The 13,706-nt window shown below is 61.1% G+C and carries 15 protein-coding genes; 10 read left to right on the top strand and 5 right to left on the bottom strand.

Annotation, left to right across the window (positions count from 1 at the left end; translation table 11 throughout):
• Positions 1–75 precede the first annotated feature (75 nt).
• Together ACODRZ_RS21750 and ACODRZ_RS21745 are read left to right on the top strand one after the other, a co-directional pair.
• Positions 76–1,917, top strand: a complete 1,842-nt coding sequence (locus tag ACODRZ_RS21750) for a site-specific integrase (RefSeq protein ID WP_488972461.1) — start codon at positions 76–78, stop codon at positions 1,915–1,917.
• A complete protein-coding gene (locus tag ACODRZ_RS21745) occupies positions 1,914–2,282 on the top strand; it encodes a hypothetical protein (protein ID WP_010409068.1) in 369 nt (122 codons plus the stop codon). The genes ACODRZ_RS21750 and ACODRZ_RS21745 overlap by 4 nt, the downstream gene beginning before the upstream one ends.
• 406 nt (positions 2,283–2,688) lie before the next feature.
• On the opposite strand, the gene ACODRZ_RS21740 is transcribed toward ACODRZ_RS21745, so the two are convergent.
• Entirely contained in the window at positions 2,689–3,093 is a 405-nt protein-coding gene (locus tag ACODRZ_RS21740; protein ID WP_488972462.1) for a MerR family transcriptional regulator, read from the bottom strand.
• 66 nt (positions 3,094–3,159) lie between these two features.
• On the opposite strand from ACODRZ_RS21740, the gene ACODRZ_RS21735 reads away from it, so the two are divergent.
• The gene (locus ACODRZ_RS21735; protein ID WP_488972463.1) at positions 3,160–3,828 is read left to right on the top strand and encodes a cation efflux transmembrane domain-containing protein; all 669 of its coding nucleotides are present in this window, start codon (positions 3,160–3,162) and stop codon (positions 3,826–3,828) included.
• Here the strand turns inward: ACODRZ_RS21735 and ACODRZ_RS21730 are convergent.
• Both ACODRZ_RS21730 and ACODRZ_RS21725 read right to left on the bottom strand, forming a co-directional pair.
• Complete coding sequence (locus ACODRZ_RS21730) at positions 3,791–5,725, bottom strand: TonB-dependent receptor plug domain-containing protein (protein WP_488972464.1); 1,935 nt, start codon at positions 5,723–5,725, stop codon at positions 3,791–3,793. The two genes, ACODRZ_RS21735 and ACODRZ_RS21730, sit on opposite strands and share 38 nt — an antisense overlap.
• Positions 5,726–6,001: 276 nt before the next feature.
• Positions 6,002–6,634 (bottom strand): tyrosine-type recombinase/integrase, encoded by a 633-nt coding sequence (locus tag ACODRZ_RS21725; RefSeq protein ID WP_488972465.1) that lies wholly within the window; start codon positions 6,632–6,634, stop codon positions 6,002–6,004.
• Between the two features lie 320 nt (positions 6,635–6,954).
• On the opposite strand from ACODRZ_RS21725, the gene ACODRZ_RS21720 reads away from it, so the two are divergent.
• From ACODRZ_RS21720 to ACODRZ_RS21695, 6 genes are read left to right on the top strand one after another with little or no spacing between them, the layout of a single operon-like run.
• Positions 6,955–7,284, top strand: a complete 330-nt coding sequence (locus tag ACODRZ_RS21720) for an ArsR/SmtB family transcription factor (RefSeq protein ID WP_488972466.1) — start codon at positions 6,955–6,957, stop codon at positions 7,282–7,284.
• Between the two features lie 11 nt (positions 7,285–7,295).
• Positions 7,296–7,817 (top strand): arsenate reductase ArsC, encoded by a 522-nt coding sequence (locus tag ACODRZ_RS21715; protein WP_488972467.1) that lies wholly within the window; start codon positions 7,296–7,298, stop codon positions 7,815–7,817.
• The gene (gene arsC, locus ACODRZ_RS21710; RefSeq protein WP_488972468.1) at positions 7,814–8,242 is read left to right on the top strand and encodes an arsenate reductase (glutaredoxin); all 429 of its coding nucleotides are present in this window, start codon (positions 7,814–7,816) and stop codon (positions 8,240–8,242) included. Before ACODRZ_RS21715 ends, arsC begins: the two co-directional genes overlap by 4 nt.
• Positions 8,242–9,528: an arsenic transporter gene (locus ACODRZ_RS21705; protein WP_488972469.1), complete on the top strand. Its 1,287-nt coding sequence runs from the start codon at positions 8,242–8,244 to the stop codon at positions 9,526–9,528. The genes arsC and ACODRZ_RS21705 overlap by 1 nt, the downstream gene beginning before the upstream one ends.
• A complete protein-coding gene (gene arsH, locus ACODRZ_RS21700) occupies positions 9,528–10,274 on the top strand; it encodes an arsenical resistance protein ArsH (RefSeq protein WP_488972470.1) in 747 nt (248 codons plus the stop codon). Before ACODRZ_RS21705 ends, arsH begins: the two co-directional genes overlap by 1 nt.
• Before the next feature lie 44 nt (positions 10,275–10,318).
• Entirely contained in the window at positions 10,319–11,695 is a 1,377-nt protein-coding gene (locus ACODRZ_RS21695) for an alkaline phosphatase PhoX (protein WP_488972471.1), read from the top strand.
• Between the two features lie 89 nt (positions 11,696–11,784).
• Here ACODRZ_RS21695 and ACODRZ_RS21690 read toward each other — a convergent pair whose 3' ends face one another.
• Together ACODRZ_RS21690 and ACODRZ_RS21685 are read right to left on the bottom strand one after the other, a co-directional pair.
• Positions 11,785–12,270: a DoxX family protein gene (locus ACODRZ_RS21690; protein ID WP_488972472.1), complete on the bottom strand. Its 486-nt coding sequence runs from the start codon at positions 12,268–12,270 to the stop codon at positions 11,785–11,787.
• 216 nt (positions 12,271–12,486) lie between these two features.
• Positions 12,487–13,233: a hemerythrin domain-containing protein gene (locus ACODRZ_RS21685; RefSeq protein ID WP_313041663.1), complete on the bottom strand. Its 747-nt coding sequence runs from the start codon at positions 13,231–13,233 to the stop codon at positions 12,487–12,489.
• A gap of 122 nt (positions 13,234–13,355) precedes the next feature.
• Between ACODRZ_RS21685 and ACODRZ_RS21680 the strand changes: the two genes are divergently transcribed.
• The gene (locus ACODRZ_RS21680; RefSeq protein WP_313041664.1) at positions 13,356–13,697 is read left to right on the top strand and encodes a PadR family transcriptional regulator; all 342 of its coding nucleotides are present in this window, start codon (positions 13,356–13,358) and stop codon (positions 13,695–13,697) included.
• Positions 13,698–13,706: the final 9 nt, after the last annotated feature.

The following is a 13,706-nucleotide window of genomic DNA, read 5'->3' as shown; positions in this document are numbered from 1 at the left end:
AATCACGCCCGGTGGGAATCCCCGAATGACTCATAGCGGTCGAAAACCGCTCTAAACTACGACTCCCGAGACAATGTGCGCGGCCGCCTCGGCGTCCTGAAACCTGGTTCGCTGATGCAGGTCGGCAATATAATCCGGCATTTTCTACAAGAAGTGCGGGAAGCCGGACTTCGACTCCACGAGATCGATCAGCCTTGGCTGGATCAGTGGCTGTCCGCGAAGCGGCACCTCGCACCGGCAACTCTTGTCTACAAGATCCTCTGCGTACGGCGACTTGCGCTCTATACGCCCTCCCTGTCGTTCCGGGGAATCGAGATAGCTCCTTGGGGTAACCGTTCAGCGACTAGGATCGCGGGATACCGGGGTGGCCGAGAAAATGTCACACCGCGAATACCGGAAGCCATTAGCGCGCCGGCGTTGCGGTGGGCCATGTTCTACGTCCATCATGGGATCGACGATCTTATCGCCCGACATCGTATAGCTGGCATCAACATCGCCGCGCGTCGGCAGAGAGTGTCACCGAAACTAAGCGACCAGCGCCTGCGCGCTTATTTGGATGCGCTTGAAGCATCGGGCTCTGGAGTACCGGCGACCCAAGATGGTCGACCCGCGTGGCCAGAAATCTGCAAGGCCAGCGGCCTCGGCGTGGCAGTGCTGAAGGCACGCTCAGCTATGCTCGAGAAGGCAATCTCGCAACTCGGAACCGAGCGCCCAGGCGCAAGCAGTGGTTGGGCCAGCATGCCAGGAACAAACATTGCGTGGCGGTCGCATCTTCCCAGCTTCAGCAGCCGTTATACCTTCATACCGGCGATAGCCGCGTGCTATCTCGTAATCGGCCTATTATCAGGAATGCGCGGCGAGGAAGCGGCCGCGCTCAAGCGTGGTTGCCTCAGACTCATGCGCGACGAACATGGGAAGGTTAAGGGCTACGAACTCGTCGGAAGAATCTTCAAAACCCGTAAAAACGTCGACGGCGCTGAACATCGCTGGACCGTGATAGAGCCTGTTGCCAGGGCCGTATTGGCAGCAATACGGTTGCAGGACTATCTACACAACAGCGCCGATCGAACGGAAGCGCCGCGAGATGATGAGCCCCTGTTCAAACCGGCCTTGATTCGGGGGGTGGGCAATGTCCAGCTTACGGCGCATCAATCGACCGTATACCTGAATTACTTTGCCAAAGAGTGTCGCCGGCTCGCCGAAGAAATGGCAGCGGCGGCGCCCGCCGAAGCCGACCGCATACTGGCACTTTATCATATCCCGGACGAGGGTGATGAACCCTGGCGGTGGCGCACGCGTCAGCTCCGCCGCACCCTTGCATGGTACATCGCCAGTCAGCCCTTCGGCGTGATCGCGGGCATGATACAATATGGGCACGCGAGCGCCATGATGTTCGAAGGCTATGCGGGCACTTCCCAATCCGGCTTCCGTTCGGAGATCGAAGAGGAACGTCGCCTCGCTCAGCTCAGCGATATCGTCGAGATGTACGAGGACTGGAAGGCAGGGATCAATCCAGGCGGCCCCATGCGATCGAAACTCGTCGCCGAATTTACAAGCATCAGAAACAAGATCGGAGATCTGCCCGGCACGGTCGTTGATGATCGGCGCCGCGCAAAAATGCTCTCGAACACCGCCGTCACGCTTCATCCGGGTTATATCAACGACTGCTTCTTCTATGCCGACCACGCCCTCTGCTTGAAGGTGAAAGGAGCTGAGGCGCAGCCGGCATTTACGAGGTGCCAGCCTGCTCGTTGTCCGAACAGCGTGGTGGCGAGGCGGCATGTGCTGGCTCTGCAATCATGCATCGCAGATGCCGAGACCATGAAAAATGGCAAGAACATCAGCCCGATCCAGAAACACGCCATTGAGGCACAGATCGATATTTACAGGCAGTTGCTGGAACAGGTCGAACGATGACGACGAAAGCGAACCCTCCCCGGAAATCGCAAGCCACCGTCGCGCTGCTTGACGCCTATAACCGCTTGCGCGACGGCAAAGGCACCGCGACGAATGGCAAGCTGAGCATAACCAATGTTGCGCGCGAGGCGGGGGTCAGTCGAGCGACGGCCTATCGATGCTCCAAACTTCTCGCTTTGTTCGATGAAGCTCCGAAGCCGCCGAAGGCTAAACCACAAAGCACGAGCGGCAAGGCCGAGCTGCGAAACGTGATCAACCAGTTGCTCAATCGTATCATCATGCTGGAGGCTGCGTTGGAAGCCAAAGACGCGGAACTCCGGCAATTGCGCTCAATGCTGCCAAAACCACGGCCGGCCGACTCATGATGCGAGCAAGTCCTGAGGACATTACAATCGACGCCACGTTGCACGCTCAATTCGCTCTACGCTACATGGCGACGCGAGACCGCCACGGGCGGGCTACGCATTGAAGGCAGGTTCAGTGTAAAACCCTCCCCGCTTGCGCAGCACTGATCCTCCCCTGCACAACGCTTGATGGATTTTGGTTGGGCCCATCACTCGACGAAGAATTCCCTCAATCAACGGCCCGCCTGCGACCAGCAGCTTGAATGGGTATCTCGCATGTAAATGACCGCGATTGGCCGGTAGGCGACTGTCCGGTTCGGAGCCGGGATGCGTGGATAGCTGACGGTCGTTCGGAGTCGGCAACCGACCAACTCAGGACGTACCCCTCCGCGCCGCCAGCGTCAGCTTCCGGCCCGAAAGCCGACAATCATGTCGATGCTATCGGCCCCAGGGCTTCGATGATGCGGCATTCGGCAACCGTCCCGCCATCGCAGGAGTCAATCACCGCCTTCAGCTCCCGTCTCAAGGCTTGGAGATCAGCGATCTTTCGATCGACCTCCACGAGATGCTGGTTCGCGATCCGGTCGATCCCAGCGCAGTCGCCGCTCTTGTCGTCGGATAGGCCGAGGAGCGCGCGCACCTGATCCAGCGAGAAGCCCAAATCGCGGGACCGCCGGATGAATGACAGGCGGCCAAGTTCGGCCTGCCCATAGTCCCGGTAGTTGCTGGACGTGCGCGCGGGCTTCGGAAGCAACCCGATCCGCTCATAATAGCGGATCGTTTCGATCTTCGTGTTTGTGGCCTTGCCCATTTCCCCGATCGTCAACGCCATGCTCTTGACCCTGTAGTTGCTACAGGCCCTATATAGGCTGTCATCGATACGAAGAGGAGATGGCACATGGCTGGCGGTTGCTGCGGCGGATCACCCGACACTGGCGGAAAGACGGACGACCACGTCTGGCGGCGCGCTCTGTGGATCGCGCTCATCATCAATGCGGGCATGTTCGGTGTCGAGATCGTCGCTGGCGTTACGGCAGGATCAGCCGCGCTCAAGGCTGATGCGCTCGATTTTCTGGGCGACGCGGCCAACTATGCCATCAGCCTGGGTGTTGCCGGACTTGCGTTGCGCTGGCGCGCTCGCGCGGCCCTCGCCAAAGGCATATCGCTGCTGCTTCTGGGCGTCTGGGTCATCGCCAGCACGGCGTGGATGGCGGCCACGGGCACGCTGCCCACGGCCGAGACCATGGGCATCATCGGCATTCTCGCGCTTGTCGCCAACCTGATCTGCGCTGTGATGCTTTGGCGGCACCGCGAGGGCGACGCCAACCGCAGGTCCGTCTGGATCTGCTCGCGCAACGACGCCATCGGGAACATCGCCGTAGTCGCGGCAGCACTGGGCGTCTTCGGCACCGGGACCGCATGGCCGGACATCGCCGTTGCGGCAGTGCTGGCTGGTCTTGGCGTCTCGGGTGGTTGGCAGATCATTCGCCAGGCATGGCTGGAGTTGAAAAGCCTCGACCACGGCCATGCTATTCCCCGCCAAACCGGAACCGCACACCCCCATTGAGGACGAAGCCATCGGTCGGCGCCCAGGCGTCGACCGTCCACGCACCTGTCGGCGCGCGACTGCGGAGGAGCAACGGGTCGAATTTGGTCTGCCGGACATTGAGCAGGTTCTCGGCGTTCACGAACAGGCTGACCTTGCCCAGGACGAGTTCGCCCATGGCGCCAAGCTGGACATAAGGTCGGCTGCGGGTGCGATAGGGATTGTCATCCAGCGACTGGCGACCGGTGTAGTAGGCTTCGATCCCAATACGTCCGCGCCCATGCTTCTCCCACATGGCGACCAGTCCGGCGCTGTCGCGCGGGGTCAGGGGAACTGTGCGGCGACCAGCGGCATCAGGGTCGGGCTCGCGCGCATCGACATGAACATAGCTGCCGGTCAGGGTGACTGCATTCCAACGATAACGGAGCAGCACTTCCGCACCGCGCGTCTTCGTCAGGCCAGCAGCGTTGATAAGCGTCACATGGCTGGCATCGACCGTCTGGAGTTGCACGGCGTTGTCGATGTTGGATGCGAACAGGCTGACATTGGCTTCCAGTGGGCCACGGACGTATCCGAAGTCGATGGAGGCGCTGTCCGCCACCTCGGCCTTCAACTTCGCATAGGGCAGGAGGTGCGAAAGGCCGTTCGCCTCGATCTCCTCGACAAACGGCGTCGGTGCATAGAAGCCGCGCCCGAGCGACGCACGGATCGTCCAGGGACCGGGCTTATAGAGCGCCGAGAGGCGCGGGCTGACGCGCGAACCATAGTCGCTGTGACCGTCCCACCGCGCGCTTCCCGCAAGGGTCAGCCTGTTGGCCAATTTCTGCTCACCCTGAACGAAGAGCGAGGGCACGGTGTAGCTGTAGTCAAAGGCAGCATAGGCCTTGGAGCGATAATCATCCGCCTGAATGGCAGCGCCCGCCAGCCACGTGGTCGCGCCAGCCTCACCGCCGATCGATGCCTCGGCCAGACCGGTCCGGTGTCGGTCGTTCTCGAGCTGGCCACCGAAGCGATGGCGATGGTATTGGGTCACGCCTGACGCGCGCAGGTGCAGCAAGCCGATGCCTTCCAGCGGCGTCTCTGCCGTCAGACCGACGTCATATCGACGGCTGCGCTGCGCCTGCACGAAGGGTTGCCCATCTGGCGCGGTGGCGCCCGACATAGTGCCGCCGTCACGCTGTTCGGCCATTGCGCCGAAGGTCAGCAGGGCCTTCGATCCGTCGACGCCATCCCAGAACAGCCGGGGGCGGACGGTGAAGCGCTCGTAGCCTGGCATGTCTGCCCAACCATCATCGTTGAGGTCCTGGCGGCTCTGCCAGTCATAGCCGGCCGTGATCGACGCGCTCAACGTCTCGCTGAGCGGCGAAGCGACATAGCCCGTAGCGTCCTGACCATTCCGGCTTGTCGCATTCAGCAGCAACTCACCCTGCGGCTCGCTCGTGGGTCGGCGCGACACCAGATTGATGACGCCGCCAAGGGCCGAAGGTCCGTAGAGAGCCGATGCGGCGCCCTTGATGATCTCCACCTGACCCAGATCTGTCGGTGGGATCTGGAGCAGGCCGATAGATGGCGTCTGTCCGCCATAGAGCGGCAGGCCGTCGGCGAGGATTTGCGTGTATCGGCCCTTCAAGCCCTGGATACGCACATTCGCCGCCCCCAACGCCGGCGACGTGGTCTGGACCCTGACGCCAGGAGTTTCGCTGACCAGCATGGCGATGTTGCCCGGCCGCATGAGGAGTTTCTCCTCGATCTCCTCCCGGTTCACCACATCCACACGGATCGGTTCGTCCTGCACACGGCGGCCCGTCCGCGTCGCCTGCACGACGATCTCAGGCTCTTCTTCATCTTCGGCGTGGGTATCAGTCTGCGCATAGGCTGTCGCAGGCCATGCAGTCCCAAGGAGCAGTGAGAGAAGCACGTGGTTTACCGGCCGGTGCGTTCGAGAAACAGACTTCAATGCCAACCCCTGTTCGATCTAAATTGCGATCACGGGGTGCCTCATAGGGCCTGTAGCAACTACAGGGTCAAGGTAAAGATGACCTCTCGCGGGATAGGGCTAGCGAACTCACATGGCCTGGCGACACTGTTAGCGACAGGTTCCATCAGAACCTGCCGATCGGCGACACATTCGGGAACGGCAGCAAAGTCTCAAGCGCCCGTGTCCAGCTCCCAACCGGAAACGGGCGCCAAGGGTTCAGATCTCGGTGTTTTCGGCAAGGGCCAGCGCGTCCTCCACGTCGATCCCGAGATACCGCACGGTATTCTCGATCTTGCTGTGACCTAGAAGGATTTGGACGGCACGCAGGTTGCCGGTCGCCCTATAGATGATCGATGCCTTCGTTCGCCGAAGCGAACGGGTGCCATACTCGCTTCGTATCAAACCGACCCCTGTCACCCATTCGTCGACAAGCCGAGCGTACTGGCGGGTGCTGAGATGCCCATTATTATCAACTCGGCTCGGGAACACATAATCGTCCACCGTGCCGCCCCGGCGTTCGAGCCACGCCAGCAAGCTCGCTCGAGCATCTGGCAGCAGTTCAAACTGAACAGGCCGGCTCGTTTTCTGCTGCATGACGATTGCCCGCGTTCGGATCTGCCCGCCGCTTACAAGGTCGCCGATCTTCATCTGCACCAGGTCGCAGCCACGAAGCTTGCTGTCGATCGCCAGATCGAACAGCGCCCGATCTCGCAGGCGGCGGCGCTGATTGAGGTAGAACCGGATTTCCCAGATCTGCTTCGGTTTGAGAGCCCGCTTTGCGCCCACGGCCCGTCCGGCATTCCAGACCGGGCGTTTGGTGGCGGCGAATTCTGTTTCAGGCATCTCCATGAGAACGCTTGCCGGCGACGACGCGGGTGAGAATGGCTTGGGGCTTGTGCCGACCAACTGACGTCATTCCATGGGGCACTGCGGACGACCGACATCCGCAGAACCTGCCGTCTACTCGCAATCCAATGCGGATAACGATCACCCCCTTGCTGGATAGTCTGGCAGCGTGGTCGGCTTTGCCCCTATCAAACGCACCGGATACCGACGTCGGGCAATCTTCCAGAACTACGCTCTAAACACGCCACTTAGTAGTGGATTAAATCCATCGTCAATTTCCGATTGATGTTGACCGCCTATCACTTATCGGATAATCCCGATGCATGGATGTCGATACTTCACTCAGGATTCTGGCCGCTTTGGCGCATTCAACTCGCCTCGACGCTTTCCGCCTGCTCGTCCAACACGAACCCGAGGGCCTATCAACGGGGCAGCTCGTGGACGCATCGGGCCTGACACAGAGCACATTTTCGACACATCTAGCCGTCCTTGTAAAAGCCGGGTTGGTCTTGCCTGAGAAGCGCGGGCGCCAGCAAATTCAGCGGGCAAACATAGATGCCCTCAAGAGCTTCATGCTGTTTCTGGCGAAGGACTGCTGTCAGGGACGTGCCGAGCTTTGCGAACCCCTCGTTGCCGAACTCACCTGCTGCTGAAGGATTTTACCGTGGCTGATAAGGTCTACAGCGTCCTGTTCCTATGCACTGGGAACAGCGCCCGCTCGATCTTGAGCGAGGCGATTATGAACAAACTCGGGGAGGGCCGTTTTCGCGCATACAGCGCAGGAAGCCAGCCCAAGGGCGACGTCCATCCCATGGCCCTGTCTGTGCTGTCCAACCTCGGGTTTGACACAGCAGAGATGCGTTCCAAGAGCTGGGATGAGTTCGCCGCGCTCGATGCCCCGAAATTCGATTTCATCTTTACCGTATGCGACAATGCTGCCGGTGAGGCTTGCCCGGTCTGGATCGGGCATCCGCTCACGGCGCATTGGGGCATAGAAGATCCGGCTGCCGTTGAGGGCGAAGGCCAGCGCGAGGCGTTCCTACAGGCGCTCCGCTTCCTTCAGAACCGGATCTCGCTGTTTCTCGCTCTGCCAATCGCCAGTCTCGATGAAATGGCGATGCGCAGCAAACTCAAGGAAATTGGACAGGCCGAAGGGGCCAGCGTCAAAGCGGGAGCCGACAAGTGACCATCGACATCGTCATTTACCACAATGCCGAATGCGGCACATCGCGCAACGCGCTCGCCATGATCCGCAATGCAGGCACCGAACCGCATGTGATCGAATATCTCAAAACGCCGCCCACACGCGCCTTGCTGGTCGAGCTGATCGACCGCGCCGGGATGGTCCCTCGTGATCTCTTGCGCGAAAAGGGCACGCCCTATGCGGAACTGGGCCTGGAAGATACGTCGCTGTCGGATGACGAACTGTTGGATGCGATGATAGCGCATCCGATCCTCATCAACCGCCCCCTGGTTGTGTCACCGCTCGGTGTAAAACTCTGTCGCCCTTCCGAAGCGGTGCTTGATCTGCTCCCTACAGGCCAGCTCGGCGCTTTCGCGAAAGAAGATGGCGAACAGGTCGTGGACGCCTCGGGCCAGCGTATCGCTTGATGCTGCAAGCAATTCTGATCTTCATCGCGACGATTGCACTCGTTATCTGGCAACCCAAGGGCCTCGGCATTGGGTGGAGCGCCATGGGCGGGGCGATCGTGGCGCTGCTTGCGGGCGTCGTATCGCTCTCCGACGTGCCTGTAGTCTGGGGGATTGTCTGGAACGCGACGGGCGCCTTTGTCGCAATCATCGTCATCAGCTTGCTGCTGGACGAAGCCGGCTTCTTCGAATGGGCGGCGCTGCACGTCGCCCGCTGGGGCGGGGGGCATGGTCGCCGACTGTTCGTCCTGATCGTGCTGCTTGGCGCGGCGGTGTCAGCGCTGTTCGCTAACGATGGCGCGGCGCTGATCTTGACGCCTATCGTCATCGCCATGCTTAGAGCGCTAGGGTTCGAGGACAAGGCGACGCTGGCGTTCGTCATGGCGGCGGGGTTCATCGCAGATACAGCCAGTCTGCCGCTGGTCGTCTCGAACCTGGTCAACATAGTGTCAGCCGACTTTTTCGAAATCGGGTTCGGCGAATATGCGTCTGTCATGGTGCCGGTCGATGTGGTGTCGATTGCCGCCACGCTGGGCGCGCTCCTGATCTTCTTCCGACGCGATATACCGCAAGATTACGACGTAGCCGCGCTGCGCGTTCCCGGTGCCGCGATCCGTGACGCTGCGACATTCCGCGCCGGATGGATTGTCCTCGCCTTGCTGCTCGCTGGCTTCTTCCTGCTCGAACCGCTCGGCGTGCCGGTTAGCGCCGTTGCCGCTGCCGGAGCAATCTTGCTGCTGGTGATCGCTGGGCGAGGCCAGGTAATCCAGACCGGCAAGGTGCTGCGTGGGGCACCCTGGCAGGTCGTGATCTTCTCACTGGGCATGTACCTGGTCGTCTATGGCCTGCGGAACGCTGGCCTCACTGACCATCTGGCAACGTTGCTTGATCGCACCGCGCAAGGCGGTGTGTGGGGTGCAGCACTGGGAACGGGCGTGATTGCGGCTGTCCTTTCGTCAGTCATGAACAACATGCCGACTGTACTGGTAGGCGCGCTGTCGATCGACGCCGCACACGCGACCGGGGCAGTCAGGGAAGCGATGATCTACGCCAACGTGATCGGCTGCGATCTCGGACCCAAGCTGACACCGATCGGCTCGCTCGCGACACTGCTCTGGCTACACGTCTTAGGGCAAAAGGGTGTACGGATCGGATGGGGGTATTACTTCCGGGTCGGGGCCACGCTCACCGTGCCTGTCTTGCTCATAACGCTTGCGGCGCTCGCGCTGCGAATTGGAATTGAATGATGCCCCTCCGCGACATTGCCGAACCCGACCATCTGCCCGCGCTCGATCGGCGCTATGCGCTCGATCGTCCTGCCCTCGGGCTGGGCGCCGGTGATCCACCGCCCCGCATCTTGCTGCTCTACGGTTCACTTCGGGAGCGATCATATTCGCGTCTGTGCATCGAAGAAGCGGCGCGGCTGCTCCGCTTCTTCGGCTGCGAAACGCGCATTTTCGATCCTTCGACACTCCCGCTGCCCGACCAGCACGCCGCCGACGATCATCCGGCAGTCCACGAACTGCGCGAGCTATCGATGTGGTCGGAGGGGCAGGTGTGGTGCAGCCCCGAACGCCACGGCCAGATTACGGGCATCATGAAGCTGCAGGTCGATCACCTGCCGCTCAGCATGGGCGGGATGCGTCCGACGCAGGGCCGCACGCTCGCGGTCATGCAAGTGTCGGCCGGATCGCAGTCGTTCAATAGCGTTAACACGCTGCGCGTGCTGGGCCGATGGATGCGGATGGTGACGATCCCCAACCAGTCATCGGTCGCCAAGGCGTTCAACGAGTTCGATGATGCCGGCCGCATGAAGCCGTCGAGCTATTACGACCGAATCGTCGATGTGATGGAAGAGCTGGTGCGCTTTACGGTGCTGTTGCGTCCGCACACCGCCCATCTCGTTGACCGCTATTCGGAGCGAAAAGAAACCGGGGTGCCGATCGACCCGGCAACGGACCTGTCGACCATCGCGGTCACCACGAGGCGCTGATCGCCATTCATGCAAACGACCAAATCGAAGCTTAGGTGACAGCCATGCAAAACATCACACCGATCGATCGTCGCTCCTTTCTTGGCCTGACCTCTCTTGCATTTTCAGGCCTCGCGCTGAGCGGTTGCGCGACATCGAGCCTTCCTCGATCATCGACTGCTGCGGGATATGGCCCCTTGGAGGCTGACCCGCGCCAGCTCCTCGATCTGCCGCGTGGCTTTTCATATCGCGTGATCTCTGCCTTGGGCGATCCGATGGACGACGGCTTGCGCGTGCCGGATCATGCCGATGGCATGGGAGCGTTCCGGCTTGATGCGCGCCGGGTGGCTCTGGTTCGCAACCACGAACTCTCGCCGAAACATGGCAGCATCGGCCCGTTCGCGTCCTCTCGCAGCACGGGGGCCGGTTTCGATCGCGGAGCGGATGATAGCTGGTTGCCGGGGGGGACGACCACCCTCGTGTACGATCAGATGACCGGGCAGGTAGAGCGCCAACATCTGAGCCTCGTCGGCACCATACGAAATTGTGCAGGCGGTATCACGCCGTGGGGCAGCTGGCTCAGTTGCGAAGAAGACGTGTCGCGCGCTGGAAATGGCCTGCGGGAGGATCATGGTTGGGTGTTCGAGGTTCCTGCCGCGCACGCGGGACGGACCGAGGCCATTCCGATGCGCGCCATGGGACGGTTCAACCATGAAGCAGCAGCCGTCGATCCACGGACCGGCATCGTCTATCTAACTGAAGATCGCGACGACAGCCTGTTCTATCGGTTTCTTCCTGCGTCGCCCGGACAGCTGGCGCGGGGAGGTCGCCTGCAAGCGTTGGCGTTTGCGGATCGCGCGCTTGGCACCGACAGCCGCAACTGGGACACGCGCACGCTGTCCATCGGGCAGTGGACCGATGCCCGCTGGATCGATCTCGATGGAACCGACAGTTCGAACGACGACTTGAGGAAGCGTGGCAATCTGGCAGGTGCCGTGCGTTTCGCCAGAGGCGAAGGCATCCACTTCGGGTCCGGCGAACTCTACTTCTGCTGTACCTCCGGGGGGGCGGCAAGGCTGAGCCAAATTATGCGCTACAAGCCGTCCACCAGCGAAGGCCAAGTGGGCGAAGCTGACGCACCAGGCAGGCTCCAGCTCTTCGTGGAGTCGACGAGCACTGCGATGCTGAACTTCGGCGACAATCTCACGGTCGCGCCGAACGGGCACCTGATTGTCTGCGAGGATCAGTATACCGACGTCGTCGACAACCACCTTCGCGGGATCACGCCACAAGGGGCGGTTTATTCGTTTGCCCGCCTTCATGCGCAAACGGAGCTGGCCGGTGCATGCTTCTCACCGGATGGTCGAACGATGTTTGTCAACATCTACAGCCCTGCCAAGACTCTGGCGATTACCGGCCCCTGGCATGCGGTCACCGCATAACCCGTTGCTCCGACTGACAATCCGCTAGCCCACCCCGCCTTGGCTGGCAGCAGGGGTGGGCATCAACAGATTTCGCGGCGCAGTCTCGGTCAGTGCTCATGGCGCTTTCCGAACAAACGACGGTCGAGAGACCAATCTCCTGCGCCGACGATCAGTAGATACAGGCAGCCAAGAAGCATCGTCAGGTCGGCGCGGGACTCATGCTGCGCGCTCCAGAAGCCGTAGCGTTTGAAGTCGGGGAGACTGAACGGCCCAAAACCCTCGCCAAGCAGGATCGGGAGCTTCGTCGAAACCAGCGCCACGATCATCGTGACGATCAGGGGGATCGTCGCTAGCCTCGTAAACAGGCCGAGGATGATGAGCGCACCGCATACCAATTCGACCACGCCGACGAACGGCCCCAGGATCTCGGGCGCAGGAATACCAATCTTGGCAAAGCGTCCAGCTCCGAGGATGTCGGGGAAGATCAGCTTCTGAATGCCTTCGGGGAAGAACACCACTAACCCCACCGCAAGACGGATCAGGATTGTCCATGGGTTGGCGTTGCTGTCGGCCCAGCGTGATCGCATCGTCATCGGTGATCTCTTCCTTTACTCTCTTTGATTGCGACCCACCGTGAGGCAGCTCGGCCCCCCAGTTCGCCAGCGATAAGTGCCGCCGCCAGCAGAAGGGTAGCGGCCACTGGTTCCTCTACGAGGAAAAACAGGCTGCCCCCGACGACCAGACCTACGCCGTTCACGGCGGCCCATGCCCATTCAGATTTCGATAGGCGTGACAGCGACATCAGGCGGTCATTCGCCGGGCAACGCGGCCGTGAAACGGGAGAGGTCTGAAAGGCCGAGAGCCTGCTCGATGGCGCCGACGCGGCTTAAAGCGGCATCAAAGCCATCGGCACCGAACTGCTTGTGTTCGATCTCCTCGAACTGCTCACCCAACTCCCTGAACCGGTGCTCACCCAAGGCCTCTTTGAAGGCGGGGAATACAACCGTGTCCTCTCGCGCCGAATGTACTTCGTACATGCGGGCGAAGCCGGTCATCGCCTTTGCCATAGCTGCCGCCTGGCCGGTTGCGATGATCCCTGCCTTGGTCTGATCGATGATGTAGTCGGTAATTTGGCGGCCTCGTTCATGCTGGGCAAGAAGGATGGCGGGGAGTTGAGCAGCGGCACCGCCAACCTTTTGCACGGCCGGAAAGACATACGCCTCTTCCAGCATTTTCTCATGGTACTGCTCGCCAAAGGCACGAAAGAGCGTGGCGGCTTGATTAAGCGCGCCCACGTCGACCCGGGCGCCGGATGCGATCAGCGGCCCCGCCTCGCGATAGACGATCAACACGCGGCGCAGGACGCCGTGCTCGCGCATCAAGTCTTCGTTCGGTGTAACCTCTTCCTCGCCAGCCTCCTTGTGTTCACCCCCGCGATCAAGATCGCCTGCCCCCCGCGAGCAGGCCACAGTCGCCAGCATCAGCGGGATCACCAGACCTGCTTTGCACAGCAGGGCACGTCGCCCGACATCGTGATCGTTTATCGGCGAAGTCATGTTATACCTCCGATGAGACGAAAGGGACGATTAAAGTACGTGAGCTACCATAAACCGGCATTCACAACGACGCTATCGGTTTTCGACATCGAAATTCGTCTATATAGCGTGCGGAATGATGAATGATGGATCACCGCGAGCTCCTTTCTGGCTTCGTGCGCCTGCACATCCTGCTCCATGCGGCCGACGCGCCGATTTATGGACAGTGGATGATGGAAGAGCTGGCACATCACGGTTACCGCCTGAGCGCCGGCACCCTGTATCCGATGCTGCATGGCATGGAGAAGAAGGGCTATTTAACCAGCCACGAGGAGCGGCACGGCCGCGCGGTCCGCAAACTGTATGTCGCGACCGATCTAGGGCGCGAGGCTTTAGAGATCGCCCGCGGGAAAGCGCGCGAGTTATTCGGCGAACTGGTGGAAGGGCATGGGCGTGAGCGACGCCCAGGAGACGACACCGCCTGACGCTGGCCG

The sequence above is a fragment of the Novosphingobium sp. FG90 genome (assembly GCF_057808725.1).
Note: the sequence above shows the minus strand (reverse complement) of the source record. Positions and strands in the feature narration are given on the sequence as shown.